The 20,215-nt window shown below is 32.4% G+C and carries 16 protein-coding genes; 8 read left to right on the top strand and 8 right to left on the bottom strand.

Annotation, left to right across the window (positions count from 1 at the left end):
* Positions 1–133 precede the first annotated feature (133 nt).
* The 3 genes from P163_RS14860 to P163_RS14850 are packed head-to-tail and all read left to right on the top strand — an operon-like array spanning position 134 to position 3,487.
* The gene (locus P163_RS14860; RefSeq protein ID WP_034892972.1) at positions 134–1,585 is read left to right on the top strand and encodes a RimK family protein; all 1,452 of its coding nucleotides are present in this window, start codon (positions 134–136) and stop codon (positions 1,583–1,585) included.
* 1 nt (position 1,586) lies between these two features.
* Positions 1,587–2,807 carry a glutamate-cysteine ligase family protein gene (locus P163_RS14855; protein WP_034892969.1) on the top strand — a complete coding sequence of 407 codons (1,221 nt, stop codon included), beginning with the start codon at positions 1,587–1,589 and terminating at the stop codon, positions 2,805–2,807.
* Positions 2,804–3,487 (top strand): N-formylglutamate amidohydrolase, encoded by a 684-nt coding sequence (locus P163_RS14850; RefSeq protein WP_034892965.1) that lies wholly within the window; start codon positions 2,804–2,806, stop codon positions 3,485–3,487. The genes P163_RS14855 and P163_RS14850 overlap by 4 nt, the downstream gene beginning before the upstream one ends.
* A 50-nt stretch (positions 3,488–3,537) precedes the next feature.
* On the opposite strand, the gene P163_RS14845 is transcribed toward P163_RS14850, so the two are convergent.
* A complete protein-coding gene (locus P163_RS14845; RefSeq protein WP_034892962.1) occupies positions 3,538–3,966 on the bottom strand; it encodes a peptidylprolyl isomerase in 429 nt (142 codons plus the stop codon).
* Between the two features lie 248 nt (positions 3,967–4,214).
* On the opposite strand from P163_RS14845, the gene P163_RS14840 reads away from it, so the two are divergent.
* From P163_RS14840 to P163_RS14830, 3 genes are read left to right on the top strand one after another with little or no spacing between them, the layout of a single operon-like run.
* Positions 4,215–4,697: a hypothetical protein gene (locus P163_RS14840; RefSeq protein WP_316930083.1), complete on the top strand. Its 483-nt coding sequence runs from the start codon at positions 4,215–4,217 to the stop codon at positions 4,695–4,697.
* Positions 4,698–4,737: 40 nt separating this feature from the next.
* Positions 4,738–5,469 (top strand): phosphatase PAP2 family protein, encoded by a 732-nt coding sequence (locus tag P163_RS14835; protein WP_034892959.1) that lies wholly within the window; start codon positions 4,738–4,740, stop codon positions 5,467–5,469.
* Positions 5,470–5,523: 54 nt separating this feature from the next.
* Positions 5,524–6,597 carry a transporter substrate-binding domain-containing protein gene (locus P163_RS14830; protein WP_034892956.1) on the top strand — a complete coding sequence of 358 codons (1,074 nt, stop codon included), beginning with the start codon at positions 5,524–5,526 and terminating at the stop codon, positions 6,595–6,597.
* A 13-nt stretch (positions 6,598–6,610) separates the two neighbouring features.
* Here the strand turns inward: P163_RS14830 and P163_RS18735 are convergent, their stop codons facing one another.
* Both P163_RS18735 and P163_RS14820 read right to left on the bottom strand, forming a co-directional pair.
* Positions 6,611–6,742 carry a hypothetical protein gene (locus tag P163_RS18735; RefSeq protein ID WP_034892953.1) on the bottom strand — a complete coding sequence of 44 codons (132 nt, stop codon included), beginning with the start codon at positions 6,740–6,742 and terminating at the stop codon, positions 6,611–6,613.
* A 321-nt stretch (positions 6,743–7,063) separates the two neighbouring features.
* Entirely contained in the window at positions 7,064–7,711 is a 648-nt protein-coding gene (locus P163_RS14820; RefSeq protein WP_034892950.1) for a hypothetical protein, read from the bottom strand.
* Between the two features lie 99 nt (positions 7,712–7,810).
* On the opposite strand from P163_RS14820, the gene P163_RS14815 reads away from it, so the two are divergent.
* On the top strand, positions 7,811–9,148 hold the full coding sequence (locus P163_RS14815) for an aspartate kinase (RefSeq protein ID WP_034894457.1): 1,338 nt from the start codon (positions 7,811–7,813) through the stop codon (positions 9,146–9,148).
* Positions 9,149–9,210: 62 nt separating this feature from the next.
* On the opposite strand, the gene P163_RS14810 is transcribed toward P163_RS14815, so the two are convergent.
* Positions 9,211–10,446, bottom strand: coding sequence for a glycosyltransferase (locus P163_RS14810; protein ID WP_034892947.1), 1,236 nt, complete (start codon positions 10,444–10,446; stop codon positions 9,211–9,213).
* A gap of 88 nt (positions 10,447–10,534) precedes the next feature.
* Positions 10,535–11,173, bottom strand: coding sequence for an HD domain-containing protein (locus tag P163_RS14805; RefSeq protein ID WP_034892944.1), 639 nt, complete (start codon positions 11,171–11,173; stop codon positions 10,535–10,537).
* A 285-nt stretch (positions 11,174–11,458) separates the two neighbouring features.
* On the opposite strand from P163_RS14805, the gene P163_RS14800 reads away from it, so the two are divergent.
* On the top strand, positions 11,459–11,959 hold the full coding sequence (locus tag P163_RS14800) for a GreA/GreB family elongation factor (protein WP_034892941.1): 501 nt from the start codon (positions 11,459–11,461) through the stop codon (positions 11,957–11,959).
* On the opposite strand, the gene P163_RS14795 is transcribed toward P163_RS14800, so the two are convergent.
* From P163_RS14795 to P163_RS14785, 3 genes are read right to left on the bottom strand one after another with little or no spacing between them, the layout of a single operon-like run.
* A complete protein-coding gene (locus P163_RS14795) occupies positions 11,950–14,532 on the bottom strand; it encodes a hypothetical protein (protein ID WP_034892938.1) in 2,583 nt (860 codons plus the stop codon). The two genes, P163_RS14800 and P163_RS14795, sit on opposite strands and share 10 nt — an antisense overlap.
* 18 nt (positions 14,533–14,550) lie before the next feature.
* A complete protein-coding gene (locus tag P163_RS14790; RefSeq protein WP_034892935.1) occupies positions 14,551–15,030 on the bottom strand; it encodes a DUF4402 domain-containing protein in 480 nt (159 codons plus the stop codon).
* Positions 15,031–15,078: 48 nt separating this feature from the next.
* Complete coding sequence (locus P163_RS14785) at positions 15,079–20,211, bottom strand: hypothetical protein (RefSeq protein ID WP_034892932.1); 5,133 nt, start codon at positions 20,209–20,211, stop codon at positions 15,079–15,081.
* Positions 20,212–20,215: the final 4 nt, after the last annotated feature.

The raw sequence follows: 20,215 nt of genomic DNA, 5'->3' as shown, positions 1-20,215 counted from the left end.
CTCTCAAAATAGATAGAAAAAAGGTCTGCTGTGTGCAGGCCTTTTTTTATATTATAAATCTAAGTTAAGAGAATTAAAATCTTTAAAATGGTACATAATTATCATTTACATTTGATAAAATTTAGCAAGGCTAATGAATAAATATATAGTTGTTAATCAACCTGAAAATTGGGATATTTCTGTAGAGAATATAAAGATCATCTCCGCCCAAGATTACTTAACAAATCCCGAATTTTCAAGATTAAAGAATGCCAGGGTTTTCAATCTGTCCAAAGATTATTCGTATCAATCTAAAGGTTATTATGTTTCTCTTTTAGCGGAAGCTAGAGGGCATATGGCGATACCTACAGTAAAGAACATTGTAGATTTAAGAGAGCCAAAATTAGTAAAGATAGTTTCAGACGATTTTGATGATCTTATTCAAACAAGTTTGAAGAACTTAAAGTCTAAAGAATTTACGCTAAGTATCTATTTTGGTCAAAATGTAGCACAAAAATACAAAGAGCTTAGTGCCATGTTTCATAGGCATTTTCAGATTCCCTTCTTACTGGTAAAATTCAATTATACCACCAAATGGAATATAAAAAGCGTAAAGGCAATTTCAGAATCAGAAATACCGGAAGATCATAAAGAAAGCATGAAGTTTTTTGCAAAAGAATATTTTGCGAAGAAGCGATATGATACTCCTAAAACACATAGCACAGATTATGACCTAGCTATTCTGGTTCAGCCAAATGATCCTGCCCCACCTAGCAATCAAAAAGCTATTAAGAAATTTGTAGAAATTGCTGAAAAGATGAATTTTTATGTCGAAGTAATTTTACCTAAAGATCTTTCCAGACTTTCCTCATTTGATGCATTATTAATACGCCAAAGTACAGAGGTTAACAATGAAGCCTATGCTTTTGCGCGAAAAGCTCAGCAAGAAGGAATTGCTATTGTAGATTATCCAGATGCTATTTTAAAATGCTGTAATAAGGTTTATATGGCAGAGGCTTTAACCAATGCCAATATTCCAACTCCTAAGACTCTTATTGTTCACAAGAATAATATAGACCAGGTTATTCCTTACATAGGTCTACCCTGCGTTTTAAAATCTCCAGACTCTACTTTTTCCTTTGGTGTAAAAAAAGCTGAAACTATTGAAGAGTTTGAAGAACTAGTAGGAGCAATGTTAAAAAAATCTGATCTCATTATTGCTCAGGAATTTACATTTTCTGAATATGACTGGAGGGTTGGAATTCTCGATGACCAGCCAATTTTTGCTTGTAGATATTATATGGCTAAAGGACATTGGCAGATCTATAACTGGGATGCAGAAAAGAAAGATGATCAAGATGGTAATGCAGATTGTTTACCAATAGAAGAAGTTCCGAAGAAAATTTTATCGGCAGCGCTTAAGTCGGCTAAATTAATGGGGAAGGGGCTTTATGGTATAGATGTAAAAGAAGTAGATGGAAAGCCGCTGGTGATAGAGATCAATGATAATCCAAACATAGATTTTGGTGTGGAAGATAGGTTTTATGGGGATAAGGTGTATGTTGATATTATTACCGCATTAAAGAACAGAATAGAAAAGAAATAATATGAGCTATCACTTATTTGAAGTTTTTGGGATTGAATTGGAATATATGCTCGTTAATAGCGATAGCTTAAAAATTACTCCTATAGTAGATGAATTACTCACCGCCAAAAATGGAAGTCTAACTTCTGATATTGATAACGGTGCTATAGAATGGAGCAATGAATTGGTAGCTCACGTTATTGAGTTGAAGACGAATGGTCCTACTAGTGATCTTGAGAATTTAGACACTTATTTTGCTGAAAATATTGGAGAGATAAATACGCTTTTAAAACCCATGAATGCAGTGCTTTGGCCTACAGCTTCTCACCCCTTAATGCAGCCAAAAGAGGAGATGAAACTTTGGCAGCATAACTACAGTGATATCTATTCTCTATATAATAGAATATTTAATTGTACTGGTCATGGCTGGAGCAATGTACAGAGCATGCATATAAATTTACCTTTCTATGATGATAGTGAATTTGAAAAATTACATGCTGCCATTAGGATCTTGATGCCAATAATTCCTGCTTTAAGTGCTAGTTCGCCAATTTTTGAGGGCCAATATTCAGGTATTCGAGATATGCGAATGGAAGTTTATAAAACAAATCAAAAAGAGATCCCAGAGATGACAGGAAGATTAATTCCGGAAGCAGTTTTTAATAGAGAGGATTATTTTAAGACGATTTTTGAGCCTATTAATAAGGCAATTAAACCTTTTGATACTGAAAACATTCTAGATCATCACTTCTTAAATTCTAGAGGAGCAATAGCAAGATTTGATAGGAATGCGATAGAAATTAGAGTTATAGACCTTCAAGAATGCCCTAAGGCAGACATTGCGATAGCTGTTTTAATTGTGGAAGCTTTAAAACTTTTAGTATCTGAAGAATGGATCACTTTAAAAGATCAAAAATCATGGCATGAAGAAGACCTGTTAACTATCTTTAATATTTCAGTAAAAAATGCAGAAGAGGGGGTAATAGATAATATTAAATATTTAGATATTTTCGATATTAAAGAAACCTCCAATGCTGGCCATATTTGGAAGAAGATCTATGCAAGAGTTAAAGATCAAATTTCAGCGAAACATCAAGCTACCATAGAGATTATACTTAAAAATGGAAGTTTATCTAGTAGAATTTTAAAAGCTGTGAATGAAGATTTTTCCGAAGATCACTTAAAAGAAATTTATTCTGAACTTGGAGATTGCTTACAAAATAATGAACTTTTCATCCCTTGAAACTTATCTTAACCTGCGAGCACGGGGGTAATGAGATTCCGGAGCAATTTGTGGATTTATTTAGCAAAGCAGAAGAAGTCTTAAATAGTCATAGAGGTTATGACCTAGGAGCCTTAGATCTTTTTGAATACTTTCAAAAACTTTCAGATTTTTCAATAGCTAGTACAACTAGCAGATTGTTAATAGAACTTAATAGATCTATAGGAAAACCTGATTTATTTTCAGAATTCACCCAAAGTCTAAGTAATTTAGAAAAAGAAGATATTATTAAGAATTTCTATTTACCGTATAGGAATGTAGTAGAAAATCGTATAGCAGAATTAATAGGTAGGGGAGAATCTTTGCTACATCTATCAATTCATACTTTCACCCCTATCTTTAATGGTGAAGTTAGAAATGCTGATCTGGGTTTATTATTTGATCCATCAATTTATATTGAAAAGAAAATTTGCGAGCATCTTAAAACCGAATTAATTGCTACAAGTCCTAATTTGAGGGTAAAATTCAATTATCCATATTTAGGAACAGCAGATGGTTTTACAACACATTTAAGAACAAAGTTTCCTGATAATTATATCGGAATTGAGATCGAAGTAAATCAGATATACAGTAGTAAAAATAAGATAGATCCTTGTATAGCTAAGAGTATATTCAACGCTATTCAAAATGTCTTAAAATAAATAACCCCGAGCGAAAGCTCAGGGTTATTCTATAATCTAGTATTCTTAAATTACTTGATCTCTACAACTTCAAGATCAAAAACAAGATCTTTACCTGCTAATGGGTGATTACCATCTACAACAATAGTATCATCTTTTACCTCAGCAACAAGTAAGTTCATTTCTCTACCGTCTGGAGTTTTAGAAACTAATCCCATTCCAACTTCTGGCTTAATCTCTTCTGGTAATTGATCTTTTTGAACTTCTTGGATCAATTCTTCACGAGGCTCACCATAAGCTTCTTCTTTCGGAATAGTAACAGTTTTCTTCTCGTTCACTTTCATATCGATAAGGCCTTTTTCAAAACCAGGAATCAATTGTCCTTGTCCAAGGGTAAATTCAATAGGCTCTTTTCCTTCAGAACTATCAAATACCTGCCCATCTGCAAGTTTTCCTGTGTAATGTACTTTTACCGTGTCGTTCGCTTTTACTTGACTCATAATATATTTTCAATTTTAAAAATAGCTCCTGCAAATTATTTTGCAAGTCACATCTTAATTTTTACTTAGTTATTATAGAAGGTGCTAAAACCAGGCCAAAGTTTAATTTTGAATAATTGTCGCTTCTTATCTTTGCAATATAAGCAGATAACTAGATAAAAAAGCGGTTAGCCCCTTTAGACAAAGGAATTTCGTACTTTGCATTTATAATTTGATCTTGAAATAGATATAAATAAGAGTCGGAAAATATGTCAGGTAAAATCGTCAATACTACTATTAAAGCTCTATATCAGTTATTTTTTCAGGTTGATAAAGCTATTTTACTTGGAGTAGTTTGTGTTTTGTGCCTAAGTTGTAAGAAAAAGGATCCTATAATTCATGATGCCATGAATTGGAAGGAAGTCTCTGTTTCTGCTAGTGCATATAACTCCTTACCAAATCAAACTACTAATGTAGGAAACCCTTTGATTACAGCTTTTGGAGATACTTTAAAACCAGGTAAAAGATCTATTGCAGTATCTAGAGATCTAATAAAAAAGGGATTGACATATAATACACCGGTAAGAATTGATGGTTTGCAAGGGATCTACTTTGTTAAGGATAAAATGCACCATAGATGGAGAAATAAGATAGATATTTATATGGGTGAGAACGTAGATTCCGCCAGAATTTGGGGAAGGAAGAAAGTGCTAATTCATTATTTAGTAGTTAAAGATTTAATTAATGAGTAAGCTTGCGGTTTTTAATAATAAGAAATAGAGATTTCGTTTTATGAGACAATATATTTATGAGTTTATCATGAACTCTCAAGAGTTCATTTATAAGAAATTTAATCAGAAGAATAGTAAATGGCCTTACTTTCTGCTAATCTTCTTTTTACTGATTGTAGTTGTAGTTGGAATTAACATCTTTATAGAATTAACAGATGAGCTTACCAGTAAAGTAATTATTAATTATGACAGTGCTATTACTAATTATGTTATTTCATATAGAACTCCAAGCCTAAATAAATTTATGCAGTTTATCACTAATGTGGGAGATATCTATGGCTACCTAATCTTAGCTGCTGTATTTACACTTTTCTTCTATTTAAAATTTAAGAACTGGCGCTACGTTATACAAATGCTTATTGTATTGGGTATGGCCGCTCTTTCAAATTCCGCACTTAAACAAGTAATTAATAGAGCTCGCCCAGATGCATTACATCTCGTTTCTGTACAAACCCTTAGCTATCCTAGTGGGCATGCCATGAGCGCTATTGCTTTTTATGGATTTATGATCTATCTAAGCTTTGTACTTATCAAAAGTAACTGGCTTAAGTATAGCCTAATATTTCTCTTTAGTTTTCTTATTGTGGCAATAGGTATTAGTAGAATATATTTAGGAGTTCATTACCCTTCAGATATTGCAGGTGGTTATATAGCCGGTTTTATATGGGTAGTTTTCTGTATCACTGTTTTTAATATCGTAGATCTTTTTAGACGAAAAGAGCAAGTCAAATAATTTTAATAATCTTTGAATTTTGAATGAATTCATATCGTAATTAATAATTCTATTATGCCAAGAAGTTTTAGATCTTCTCTTATCATATCAATTTTACTATTTAATTTAATTACACTTTTCGCGCAAACTGATAGTAGCAATGAAGCAAAGGTTTTAACTATAGGGTTAACCGAAGCTCCACCTTTTATTATTAAAACGGGAGATCAATTTTCCGGATTGAGCATTTCATCTTGGGAATTAGTGAATAAAGAACTAGACGCTAACTTCAGATATAAATATTACTCCTCTTTAAGCGATTTGCTCTTAGCTGTAGAAAGCAATGAGGTAGATCTAAGCATAAATCCTATCACAGTTACAGATAATAGGATGAAAAAGTTAGAATTTTCACAACCCTATTTTATATCTCATACAGGAATTGTAAAGCATAAAGAATCTGAGGTCTGGAACTATCTGAAAAATTTAATGAGCTGGAATTTTATTTCAGCAATTCTAATCTTACTGGGAGTGATTTTTTTCTTCGGATTTTTAGTCTGGTTATTTGAAAGAAAACATAACGCAGAAGAATTTGGTAATGGCACTAAAGGTATTATGGAGGGGTTTTGGTGGAGTGCAGTAACTATGACAACTGTTGGTTATGGAGATAAATCGCCAAGAACTTTAGGGGGAAGAATTATCGGACTTATATGGATGTTTCTAGCTATAATAATGATCTCGAGCTTAACTGCAGGAATTGCTTCTTCACTTACCGTGAAAAATATGAATAATGAGATCACAGAAGTAAATGATCTAGATAGATTTAATGTTATTACCGTTGGTAGTTCTAGTGCTCAGGAATTATTAGAGCTTTATGGTATTCAGAATGACGTTGTTTTTAATCAAAAAGAAGGTATAGATGCATTGATATCCAAAAAAGCAAATGTGTTTGTATATGATAAGCCAATTTTGACTTATGAGATTTCCAAAAGAAACCTAGGCGATAAGTTAGAAATACTTGAAAAAAACTTAAAGAAAGATTATTACAGTTATACTTTCCCTAAGGGATCTAAGTTGGTAAAGATTATAGATCCCTTATTGATAAGTACCCTTAAAACTGTTAAGTGGAATAAGTTGGTTAGTGAATATAATTAAATTCTAAAATCAATTATTTCAAACCCAGATAACCTAAAACTATCCACAATAGGATAAAAACAACAATTATTCCTACACATCCACAGCCTCCGCCAAATTTTTTAGCACCCCAGCCTGCAAGTAATGCTCTCAATAAAGTTTTCATTTGATATTCATCTTTTGGTTAGTGAAATAAAAGTAGTTTCTTTCAAGATTTCCTAACTCAATTTTAGGAAAATATTAATTCTCAAATCTGTGTTAATTTATTGATGCTTTTAATTTTGACATTAGAAAATCATTAAATTTAATAGGTTGGAATTTTCCAATTCTAATTCATATAAATTGATTTAACCTAAAGCTGATATTTTATGGAAACGCACTTAGAGAAACCCTCAGGATTGAAACAGACCATTATTGTCATGTTACTAATCATCGCATTTAGTCTAACCTATTTACTAGGGATCTCGGTAGATCTATGGTAATTTTTTTATGAGATCTTAATTTCATTTAGAAGTAAAAAGGCATTGTTCACATATTCCTTTTCTAAGAACAAAGCAAAATAATTAGATGTAGAGATCATTTCAAAAACAGGTATACCTTCATATGCTAGTAATTTAAAAATATAGAAATATAAACCTACAGACTTCGCACTATTTTTTGGTAATTCTATAGTAATACTAGATAATTCACTTTTTACAGTGACTAGATTTTCATTTTTAAAACAATTCTGAACGGTTTCATTCAATTCTCCTGAAACCAATATATTGCTTTCCCTATAATTGCTGGAATAGTTAAAGTAAATACCTATTTGATCCTTTACAATATTTAATAACTCTGCTTGGCTAGCCAGAATTGTATTAGAGTTGAGGTAGGTATATTCTGTTATACCAGACCTAACTACAATATCTCCCATTTCACGAAGATTGTTTTGCTTACTTAAATTTCGCTGAGGCGCATAACGTCTCAACGCCATAATTATAGAACCTTGCTTAACAGTTTTTCTGAGTTCTTTTTCTATTTCTGGTTGCAAATAAGCTGCTAGAGAACTATAGTTTATAAGGTCTTTGGAAATAGCGTCATCTAAGAATGGCTGATGCCTTAACATATTATGAACGCAAGAGGTAATGGTATTCATTGTTAAATAATATACATTTTGTGCAAATGTATATAAATTCTATTTGGTTTTTTACTGAAATTTAAGATTTGAGTACCTATGCATTATAATTAAATGAAGATGAAAATATTAAAATTTGGAGGAACTTCTGTTGGATCTGCTACCAGTATCAAGAATGTTAGTAGTATTATTAGTTCTATTGAAGGAGAGAAGATTGTAGTGCTCTCTGCTATGAGCGGAGTGACTAACAAACTTGTAGAATTATGTTTATTTTTCAAAGATGGGAATTCAGATCAGTTCCATATTATAATTAATGAGTTAAAAATAAAGCATGAGAATTTGCTCGATGAACTTATTAGTTCTTCAGAAAATAATGAAAACACTAAAACAGATTTAAATACCCATTTTACTATTTTAGAAGAAATTTTGAAAAGGGATTATTCTGAAATTGCAGAAGCTAAAATTCTCACTTTTGGAGAAACCATTTTAACAATGATATTTTCTAAGTATTTAGAATTTATTGATTTCCAAAATACTTTATTAGATGCCAAAAAATTCATGGTTGTTGCAAACTTAGAATTCCCTGATACAGAAAAGGTTGGTAGGCTTTTAAAACCATTACTTAAAAATACATCTTCAGATGCCTTGTATATTACTCAAGGTTTTGTTAGAATAGATAAATTCAATAAGATAAGTACTTTAAAAAGAGGAGGAAGCGACTTTTCTGCTACAATTTTAGGGGCAGCCATAAATGCTACCGAAATTCAAATATGGACAGATATTAATGGTTTCCATAATAACGATCCCAGATATGTGGAGAACACTCATGCTATAAAAGAGCTCAGTTTTGAAGAAGCTGCAGAACTTGCATACTTTGGCGCTAAGATCTTACACCCACAAACAGTTTCTCCTGTTATTGAAAAAAATATTCCAATATATTTAAAAAATACTTTTACTCCGGAGGAAGATGGAACAAGAATCTCATCAGAAGTCACTTCTCACGGATTAAAAGCAATTTCTGCCAAGGATGGCATTACCGCCATTAAAATTAAATCTAATAGAATGTTGATGGCACATGGATTTTTAAGAAAGATCTTTGAAGTTTTTGATCTTCACGAAACCGCTATAGATATGATTACTACTTCTGAAATAGCAATTAGTTTAACTATAGATGATACCAGAAATCTAGATGCAATTCTAAATGATCTTGAAAGTTATGGTGAGATAACCGTAGAAACAGATCATAGTATTATTTGTATTGTAGGAGAAGGTTTAATAGATGAGAAAAACACCGCCAATCTTTTTGAAATTCTGAAAGATATACCGGTGCGAATGATCTCTTACGGAGGAAGTATTAATAATGTCTCATTGCTAGTATCTACTCAAAATAAGATTAGAACCCTACAGGAACTACATATTAAATTATTTGAAAATAGAAACGAACCAGTTCTATTTTAAGATCGATTTGCTTAAGATGTTTGTTTATTTGTTGTTTTTAATGATCACCCTCATTTGGGTGATCATTTATTTTGTGTAGACTCTAACTTATTTTTTGTTTCTATATATTTAGATAAGTAATAGGTACTTTTTAGTAAATGATGATCTAAGATCTGCCCGAATATATTATTATGCCTTTCAGCTTCTAGATGTTCAATACCATATTTCAATCTATCTGCAAATCGTAACGTATGTTCAGTTTTAGAAAATCTTATGTTCAGGATTTCAAAACCTTTTTGTTGCGCATCATACCAAATATCTTTTTCCGTATATAAGGTTATAGCAGTATCTGCAAAAGCTTCTGGAGAATTCTTTATAAAACCATTCCAAGGCAAGTTATCGTTAATTCCCTCGGCCCCCACACTTGTGGTTATAGATGGTGTTCCACATTGCATTGTTTCTACTAGTTTACCTTTTAATCCGGCTCCAAATCTTAATGCTGCTAGACTAACTTTAGCATTAGAAACCACCTTACGTGAATCTTGGGCCCATCCTTTAATATAGAACCTATCTTTTATATTTTGAAGTTGTGTAACCTTCTGGGAAGGATAAGAACCATAGATATGCATTTCAGCTTTTGGAAGTTTTTTCATGATCAATGGCCATATCTCTTCCTTTAAATATAGAACAGCATTAAAATTTGGTTGATGTCTAAAATTACCAATACTTACAAAGTGTTTTCTTTCTTCATATTCTGGTAGATCAACCGCATTAGATGGTTCTAGCAAAAAAGGTAAATAAAATAGGAGGGATGCGGGAATATTGTAATCTTCAACAAGGAGTTGCAACTCTTTTTCAGAAATTATTAATGATAGGTCACACCTATAAATACTAGCTAGTTCTCTTTTAGCAAGGTCAGAAAGAAAAGTGGTTGTAGAAAGTTGATTTTTAAATTCAAGTTCCCTTAGATTTCGTAAGAAATGAAGATCTTCGGTATCTAATATCTTTAAAGCATTTGGACACTCATTACTAACGCGCCATCCAAATTGTTCTTCCATCATAAACCTATCAAAGAGAACTATATTGGGATTCAATTTTTTAATAAAGCTATCGAAGCTAGCGTTATTAAGGGCTATTGTAACACTTTCGATGCCTAGTTCCCCAAGATCTGCCATATGTACCGTTTCTGCAGCAGTAGTAGCAAAAGTGATCTTATAATTTTGGGAAAGAAAGAATTGCAATAATTGCATCATTCTGCTTCCTGCCGCAGAGGAGTTAGGTTCTGGCCAAACATAACCAATCACCAAAAGAGTATTCATGTATTTAATTTTTTCAAAAATACCTGAAATTTGAGGAATCTAGTTATACATGTCTAATAAATGAAAAGATAAAAAATAGAAGGCTTTACTATTGAGATTCAAATTTGTATTTCTTGTGACGTTCTTTAAGCATTTCACAGTTAAGATTTTTTCTATTCATCAAAACTGTTTTTCCAAACCAAGTGTGATATTTCTGCTTCTCTAAAAAGTCTAAATTTAAAGCAAACCATTCTTCATCTGTATAAGACCTATCAAAGAATTGTTCCCATTCTGCTCTTAAACGCTCATTTCTAAAAATATAACTTTCTATTCCTAAATGATATAGATCTGCATCACAAATAATCTTTTCCGCTTGTGTTTTAGGATTTTGAGGAATCTTGGTAGCAAGAATACAATTGATTACTATCTTCAATTTAGCCTCTGGATAGTCATGTTTTTGAAGATAATCCAAAGCATATTCCACGCTTTTATCCTCATGATCTAAATAGGTTTCTGCCATTCCGGTATCATGAAATAACGCAGCTATAAGAATTGGCTCTAATTCTGAACCAAATACTTCCTCATAGTTACCTATTGTCTTTACATATTTGTAAACCTCCTTTGTGTGTTGAACACTATGAAATGGCAAATGTTTACAACGGCTATTTTCTAAAATTTCAATACAATGGTCATAGGTTTGAGAGACAATATTTGTCTTATTAAAACCTTTAAGAAAATTTAATGCCATGGGGTATTTAGTTTGAAGCTAATAAATTAATTCGCGAAAAATGTGGATTTTATATCACTATCTAAACCATGTTTTTCTCGTTCCTAATTTACAAGATTTCAATTAATCCTTTGTCGAATTATTTTTTTTAACCTTTTATTATGCTCTAGCGTATTAGAAAAGTCTAAAATTCCAGAATTAGATAATTCAACTATAAATAATTTTATAAAGTATTCTTAATAGCACCGTTTGCCATATAATTTTTGGGTAATTTAAAGTTTATCCAAATTTAAGAATTAGAAATATATGAGTAGAGGATTTGTAAAAGAAGATGATCAGGAAGAAGCACCATTTATTCCTCCAAGAGCCGCATTGCCTGCGGGAGAAATAAATTATGTAACCCCAAATGGTTATCAAAAATTATTAAACGAGCGAGATTCTATTGAAAATAAATTATCTCACCTTGATATTGAAGATGAAAAAGAAAAGCGCCACCAAAGAGCTATTCTAACCGGGTCTTTAAATTTATTGAACGAGAGAATTGTTTCATCTCGGATTTTACAATTAGAAGAGCAGGCGCAAGATGAAGTGCGTTTTGGAGCCACAGTAACTTTTAAATTAGAAGGCAAACCCGCACAAAAATTTCAACTTGTTGGTGTGGATGAAGCGGATATAAAACAAAATAAAATAGCATTCGTAGCTCCAATAAGTAGAGGCCTTACAGGGAAAAAAGTAGGAGATAGTACCGTAGTTTTTATAGGTGGCAAAAATCAACAAATTGAAATCTTAGATATTTCCTATTCCTGATTTCGACTTTGTAGCGTAAATTCAAGATCATCTTTAATATCTCCATATTCAGAAACTTCAATTTCAAAGTTTGCATTTTCAGCTTTAACAGAATAGTTCAACGTGTTTAACTGATCTTTATTTATTTGAGCGGTATATGTTCCTGGTTTAAGCCCTAAATAAGTAAAATAACCATCACCTTCTGATAAAACTTCAGCTACAATTTCACCCTTACTATTAAGTATGTTCACTAAGATTCTTCCCAGACCTTTAATACTTTTGTTTTCTTTAAAATATACCATTCCCGCTACTTCCCCAAGAACATCTATTGGTACTTCAATTTGTTGAAATTGATTAGGCAAAGTTTGAATTGCGATCTTTTCATGCTTTACTTTCCAGGCAATATTATCAAGACTGTTAGGGTCTACCTCTAAAATTATATTAATATAGGGTTGAAGCTCGGTAATTCTTATCACGGTTTCATCCTTATTATAAGTAGTTCTACCTGTACTATTTTTTAATTGAACTCCTCTAACACCTGGTTCCATTGCATCCTTTAAACCATTTCCGTTGTAATCTAAAAATGGAATAAGAGTAAGTGCTGCTTTAGACATTGCAGAGCGATTATTAGCAAGTACATATCCATCATTATCATCTAACATTAAACTACCACGTGCAGATTGAACAAAGGAGGTGTTAAGATTACTTAGTCTTGCCGTAGCAGAAGTTTGTGCAAAATCGAAGGCATATCTTATACCAACTTCAAATATATGGGCATTTCTAAGAAGATTGTTTTCATAGGCTAAATTGATAAAACCTTTGTTAAAAACACTTCGTTCAATTTCTAAATTTATATTATTAAACTGACTTCTACTAAAGTCATATTGAATTCGAGGAGAAAATAAAAAATTATAAGGCAGTCTGTAACTTTGAGAAAGTGCAGAATAAATAGTTGGTTCTTTAGTTCTATCGTTATAGATACCATAAGTGGTTAAATTAGTACTTACACCCATAATAACTCCAGATAGTAATAGCTGTGCGGTTGTAAATTCTGTAGTGGGCATGATGATCTGATTTATACTAAATCTACTGAATAAAGAGATATTCTTAGATCGAATAGGTGCTGAAAAACTGATCTTTCTTTCTTCTAAATAATTAAAATTGATAGCGGTTTGGTTTTCATCATACTTAATGTAATTAAAATCGATCTGAAGATTTTTGGGAGTGCGGTAACTTAAAAAGGCTTCTCCTTTAACACCATACATATATTCTCCAGTAAATAGTAGATTGGAAGCAAGTCTAATAGAAGTATTAATAAATGGCATCACCTCTGCACTTATAATTCCACTATAGTATTCTGCACCTCCTCCAATGGTCATGGAGTTACCTAATCCGTAATTAAAGTTTAAACGAGAAAATCTATTTAAAGTTTCGTTCTCAACGATTCCGGCACTTAAGGTATATTCTAATTCATTCTTAGGAACAAAATTATATGGAATATTGATCAATCTTTCTTCAATTCGCTCTTCACCATACGGACCGTAGAATTTTAATCGAACTGCAGTATTTCCATACATAAGAGGCACATCAAATGTATAAAAGCCAGAATCGTCTGCTTTTGTGAAACTTACAAGAACATTATTCACATAAAGTTCTACGGTCCACCTTGCATCTGTATAGTCGCTTAAAATATAAGTACCAAAAGATCTTCTATTTTGAAAAGGACTATTAGTTATCTGCACACCACTAACTGGCGCAAATAGAGAGGATGTAGCCTGAGTGAAGATTCGGCCAGCGGTAATTTGTTTAAAAAATTTACTGTCATTATTTACAAATCGCCATTGGTAGAATTGGTTTCGAGAATTAAAAGGAACCTGAGTGGAGTAGTTTAGTAAAAGATTGGTTTCTCCTCCTAGAAACATAGTACCAAGACCAAGAGAAAGCCTGGTATCACTCCTGTAAGCACTTTGCTTGGTATTCACTAAACCCCAATCTAGAGAACCGGCTTTAAAAAACGGATAATTTCTACTAATGATGGTATCTGGTACCGTAATTCCTTGTACCCTGTCTAAATTATCTCGTAACTTTAATAATCGCATTGCCTTTATAACAGGAAGATCCTTTTCTGTATCAAGTTTAATGGAAAGACTCCTAAAAGAGAAATTGGTATTTAAGCCAAAGATCTCACCATACAGATTAGATCTTAGATAAAGGGTAGATTGGGACTGAATAAAATCTACAGGCTTTAATTCAAAAGTTTTATTTTTATACTCAATTAAGTTTGCTTTAGGGTTTATAATGTAAGTAGAATCTGGATGTATTATAAAACCTTCTACACCCTTGGTAGTTTCTTCATTCTTTATTTTTAATAGATCAAATAGATCTGAAATTGGAATATATGCATCCTGACCTTTGATGGCAATTAAAATCTCATACACTCCTAAATCTGGAATATTCATTTCTACGCCCAATTCATCATAATCAGGAATATCCTCCTGAGCGAAGGAAGAAGAATTTAATAGAATGCTAAGTATTACTACTAAAAATAGATTTAAGCGAAATCCAGTTAAAAAATAACAGTATGATTTAAGCATTAAATTAGGGGGTACTTTCTATTGATGAATAAAATTAAGGGTAAAGGTTCCGTTATATCTGCCTGGAAGATTAGAGGAGTTATCTGCAGGAATTCTTAGCGTTCCTCCTACAAAAACTTCATTAGGTATTTGTGCATTCTGGGCTTGAGTAATAAAAGTTCTTTGGCCAGTACTAAAACTATTAATTTCTAGATCTATCAATATTCCCGTATCTTCATTTTTTAATTTGTATACTCCCATATCTTCTATTTGAATAATGGTTCCGGGATTCGCATAAATGTCAAATAATGCTGCAGATACTGGCTGACCAAAATTAAGTTCGAATATGTCTCCATCTACTGTTCTTTGATCATCATAGCTTACACTAACATTCCCACCAGAATTTCCAACGGTGAATGTTCCAAAGTTCAAATTTCTAGACGTTCTAACTTCAACTTGCACTGGAATAGGAGGTTGCTCTTGGGCATTAATTTCTATAAAGGAAATTATGCAAAACATCGAACAGAATATCTTCTTATAAAAGCTACTATTTTGCATAATTTAGAATTATCTATTAATAATGATCTTCTTAGCATAAAAGGCATCACCCACTTGAAGATTTATAATGTATACACCATTACTGGTAATACCTTCAAATACAACTTTTTCTTTACCGTATCCTTCTTTAATCTGAAGCATTTGCCCTGCAATTGTACTAGCTCTCAAGATTCCTTTTTCCTGATCTTTCAAATTTAATTGCACATTAACTTCACCATCTTCAATCTTGATGTCAAAAGGTTCATCAAAAGCAATGGCACGGCTGGTCATAATTTCTTCAGAGAACATAAGTTCAAATCTAGTATTTATAATTCCCGCAGACATCATAAATGTGTAGGTATCATTTTCTCTTAAATTTTGAACCTTTTTCTTGTCAAGATCTATTAGATAGATATTGAAATCTGAAGCTAGATTTTCTATTGAAGATAAATGAATAGACATCTCACCGGCTATTTCAGCTTTTATCCCTAAAGGAATTTTTGAGTAATCGTTTCCAATTGGCGGTTGGATCGCATTTATGGCTAGATCTTTTTTATCTTCCGTAATAGTATAGAAACTCGGAACGTAAGGATCTGTATTCATCAATTTATATGCATCTAATTCTTTCTCAAAATTACGAGATGCATATGGTGAAAAATATAATACTAATGGATCTTTAGTTGCAGACTTTCTAAAACCTGCTTCTAAGCGAATAATAGGTTTGGTATTATTTATTGCCGACTTGTAGAATTGCTGATCAAAATCATTAACACGAACATTGTTATTCATACCAAAATTACCAACTACCAAATCCTTACTATCAGAATCGCTAACCTTGATAAAGAAGCCCTGCATAGAAGGTATAATGTTAGGAGAAACGTTACTTACTACAGGATCTCCTGTAGAAATATCATTAACGTATGCGGTATAGGTACCGGTATATTGACTTGTATCACTTGCAGTGAAGAAGTAGATTCCATTATCTATATTAGTCTTTGTCCATCCATTAGATGCTAGCCAATCTATAGGAGAAGGGTATGGATTTCCAACTAAATGAAATCCTTTAGTATAATCCCTGTGATTGTTTTCTAAAGTAAGAGTAGGAATTACGCCATTGTTAACTACACCACTTAATTCTATTGTTTGTGCCGAAGTATTAGTTCCAAAATTTAAAGCATAACCTTCAGCTACATTTAAACTATTTGATATGGTAGAATAATCTTCCCATCCTGTAGCATCTCTAACAACATTATTAATATTGATATTTCTATTTTCATTATAACGATAGAAGTTAGGGAAATTACTGCTTGGGTCTTTGAAATCCATATAAGGAGAAAAATCTCCAACTACAGAATTTTTGAAGGGCGTACTAAAATATTTATAACCAAAAGCTTTATCGAGATATCGTTGCATTTTAATAGATCCTACTACCTCACCAGAACCACTTCCGTCTATAAGTGCAGTTTTGTCTTTATTAGAAATTAAGGAAACTAGATTCCCAGCATTAAAATTTCCTACTTCTACTTTTAAGATACCTGTTATTTCAATAATTGCTTCTGAAGTAACTCCAGATGTATTACTAATTCTTAGATTTTCAATTCTATTATTCTTAAAAGCGGCAATCGGAATGATCTGAGCTGAATTCCCTTCAAAAGAAATACTACCTGATTCAGCAATTAAGCTCCCAGAATTTTTTAAAGTTCCGGCAATCCTTAACCAGTTATTAGTTACTTCTATACTTGCATTACTTTCAATAAATAAGCTCTTGGCAAGTGCATTTGCTCCTGATGAAACCACAGGATAATTATTAGAGACCAGATCTTCAGGGATTCTAACATCAGTTTTAAGTGTTGGTAGTAAATTGCAACTCCAATTTGCAGTGTTATTCCAATCTGAATTTGCCGTTCCTGTCCAAGTGTTTTCTTCAATAACTGGTATATATAATACTGGAGAGTTACTACTACAAGATCCAGAATTAACGATACGTTTTACCCAAATATCTTGAACCAAAGTTTCTAGATTATAATTCTTTAGATTATTTACTCCTGGAGCATCAGCAAAAGTCCCTGATGGCCCTTGTGTGCTAATTTGCCATTTGTAGGAGACACTAGCGCCTTTAACTTCAGAACCTGTTATTAAACCATCTTCAGTACCTTGGCAAAATGCTTCTGAATAGGTAGCTAAAATAGATAGGCTTTTGACTGTTCCAACACATGGGTCTGTGAAAGAATTATTACTTGCGGCTATTTCAACCCCATTTTCCCCAAAAATTAGAGATTCTGATATTGCTCTACTGTTTACAGCGTGGCAGGAATTATCAATTTTAAAATTTCCGTTCTCAATTTGAGGAGTACCGTAGCTTGCAAAATTCACATAAGTAAATACAGCACTACCAGGTGCTTTTAGATTTAAAATTCCATTTTCTGCAACGGTACCTTTTACTTGTCCGGAGGTTCCATTAAAATATGAGATATTATTATCTAAGATTTCCTGATCAATGGTAATTTTAACCGAATTTGAAATATTTGAATTGCAGTTTTGAACATTTACCTTTCTACGATACCATGTTGTTACTGTTGTAACTCCAGGAGTATAATTAGCTTCATTATTTTTCCCAGAAGCTGCAATAAATCCGGAATCTGGACCAGTAGTACTAGCTTCCCATCCATAAATATAACCAGCACCTAAGTTTTCTCCTGTTAGAGTTTTAGGTTGCAAAGTACCGCAACTCTGCTGATCTCCTATAATAACGTTATTCTCTATGCTATTTATAACATTAACAGTAATAGAAGTATTTGGAGCAGTGTTTGTGCATCTAGTAGCATCTGAGATCTTAGTAATATTTATTTGAGTTGTTTCTCTAAGATTAATGGGGAAATTGAAAGTTTGATCATTGAAATTTAATTCAAAAGCCGCTCCGTTAATCGTACCACTAATAGTCCAAGGTGCCACTCCGGTTAGAATACCGCTAATATTTACATTTCCAGCACAAATAACGCTAGGAGCGTTTAATGAAATAGTGGGACTATTATTACAATTATTTTGATTTACGTTTAAAACCGCTTCATTAGAAATAGATACACAACCATTGCTATTAGTCACAAACAATCTATATCTTGAACCATCAACAGGGAAGTAACCAACAGTTTTTAGTTCTAACCTCTTTGTGTTTGTTCCTCCGTAATTTTCATCATTTCCAATATCATACCAATTAGAGCTAAAAGTTTGCCATTGGAAGGAAAGATTATTTCCAGTTACTCCAGCTTCAATAATTGCATTATCTCCAAAATTAGCGGTTACATCTTTTGGTTGAACAGTTATAGGATCCAAATCTACCTGTAGTTTGGCAGCATTTGAATATACAGTACAACTTTGATTGGAAACAGCTATTCTATAAAGATTGTTATTAAAACTTGCCAGAGCACTAGTAATAGTTAAACGTTCTGAATTAACTCCGCTGTAATTTTGGTTATTTGTTAAGCTAGTCCAGTTACTACCATTATCATTACTTACCTGCCATTGTCTAGAATCATTAGAAGTGTAAGTTTGGAAGAAAATATTGTTCCCAACACATACTACTTTATTGGTAGGCTGAGCATTTATTCCCTGGGGACTTTGGTTAACAGTTAATAAAGCGGCACTTGATGTTTTAGATACCCCAATAGAATTAGTTATAACAACTCTAAATCTAAAATTGTTCATCCAAGTTGCAGCATTTATTTTTAGCGTTGGAGTAGTAGTACCTGAAAAATCTGTTCCATTAGAAATAGAAAAGAAATTATTTGAATTTCCTCCATCATTCCTTTGCCATTGATAGCTTAATCCCTGGCCCTGAGCTGTTACATTTAGTGTAACTTGATCCTTAGAACAGGAAATGGTGTTTTGAGGTTGCCCTGTTATAAGAATTTGCTCTTCTACTAAAATAGTTGCTGGATTAGATTTTAAAGAAGTGCTATAATTATTTTGGCCTCTGTTATTACCAATTAAGCTTGCAATTCTATATATATAATATGTGCCAGCCGTATTAAATGGAGCTACATTTATATTTGGTGTGTAAGTTGCCTGAGTAGCTCCCTGTATTGTAGTAGTGGCACCATTTATTGAATTACTATACACCCATTGATATCCTGTTCCACTTGTACTAATTCCTGAAGGCAAATTATTAAAACTATCTCCAGATATAACTCGAGGATTGTTACTAGAATTAATGGTTTGACTAATGTTAGTAGAGAGCTTATTCTCAATTATTTTGATAGGTGTTCCAAAACTCACTCTGTTACCACCAGAATTCTCAAAATATTCTAAAGTTAAAGTGCTATTCCCAGATAGATTTAAAACTATATCCTGATTCCTATAGGCATGATTATTCCAATCATCATATATCAAGTTTCCATCGACGTTCAAACGAGTACCATCATCAGAACCAATATTAGCATAATACAGCCCTTTAAGGGAAGATAACATTCTATATCGAACCGAAAAGGTTTCAGTTTGAACTTGATCTACGCAAGCACCATTACCTATATTAAAGAAGGTGGTATTGCCTCCAAAATTTTGATCGAAACTCAAAGACTCTGGGTAACCTCCTATGTAATTAGTGAAATTCTGAGTGAAAGTTCTATTTTGATTTGTTCCGTCGTACACATGACCAATCCAACTATTTTGCCCTATATCAGATTCTTGATATTGTATATTACTATTTGCTAAAATTTGAAATTTATCAGCTGATAAACTCTCTATTGAAATAGGTACATTAGGATTGGTAGAAGATATAAGTAACTGATAATCGGATCTAATAGGAAGATCAGCTCTAATATTTATTGAATGTTGAATTAATTGTTGTTCAAAGGCCACTTTTGCAGGACCTTGTTTATTGGTAAAATTAAATTCGTCTAAAGTTGTGAAAATAAGATTATTACCACTTCGAGTTGTATAACCAATTTGTAAGGTATAAACTGACTCAGTATCAAATCCAACACTTCCACCTCCACCATTTCTTACGGTAAATTGGAAATCTAAAGTTTTACCTTGGCAATAGCTAATTTCACCAGGATCTACATTTATAATTGTTTGACTCTGAGCACTAATTCCAAAAAACAAAAAGACAGCCAGGAGTAGGCCTGGTTTTAAAAATAAGAAAATTTTAGAATAGTTTTGCTTCATAAGC

Source organism: Gillisia sp. Hel_I_29 (assembly GCF_000744275.1).
In the GTDB taxonomy this organism is placed as follows: domain Bacteria; phylum Bacteroidota; class Bacteroidia; order Flavobacteriales; family Flavobacteriaceae; genus Gillisia.
Note: the sequence above shows the minus strand (reverse complement) of the source record. Positions and strands in the feature narration are given on the sequence as shown.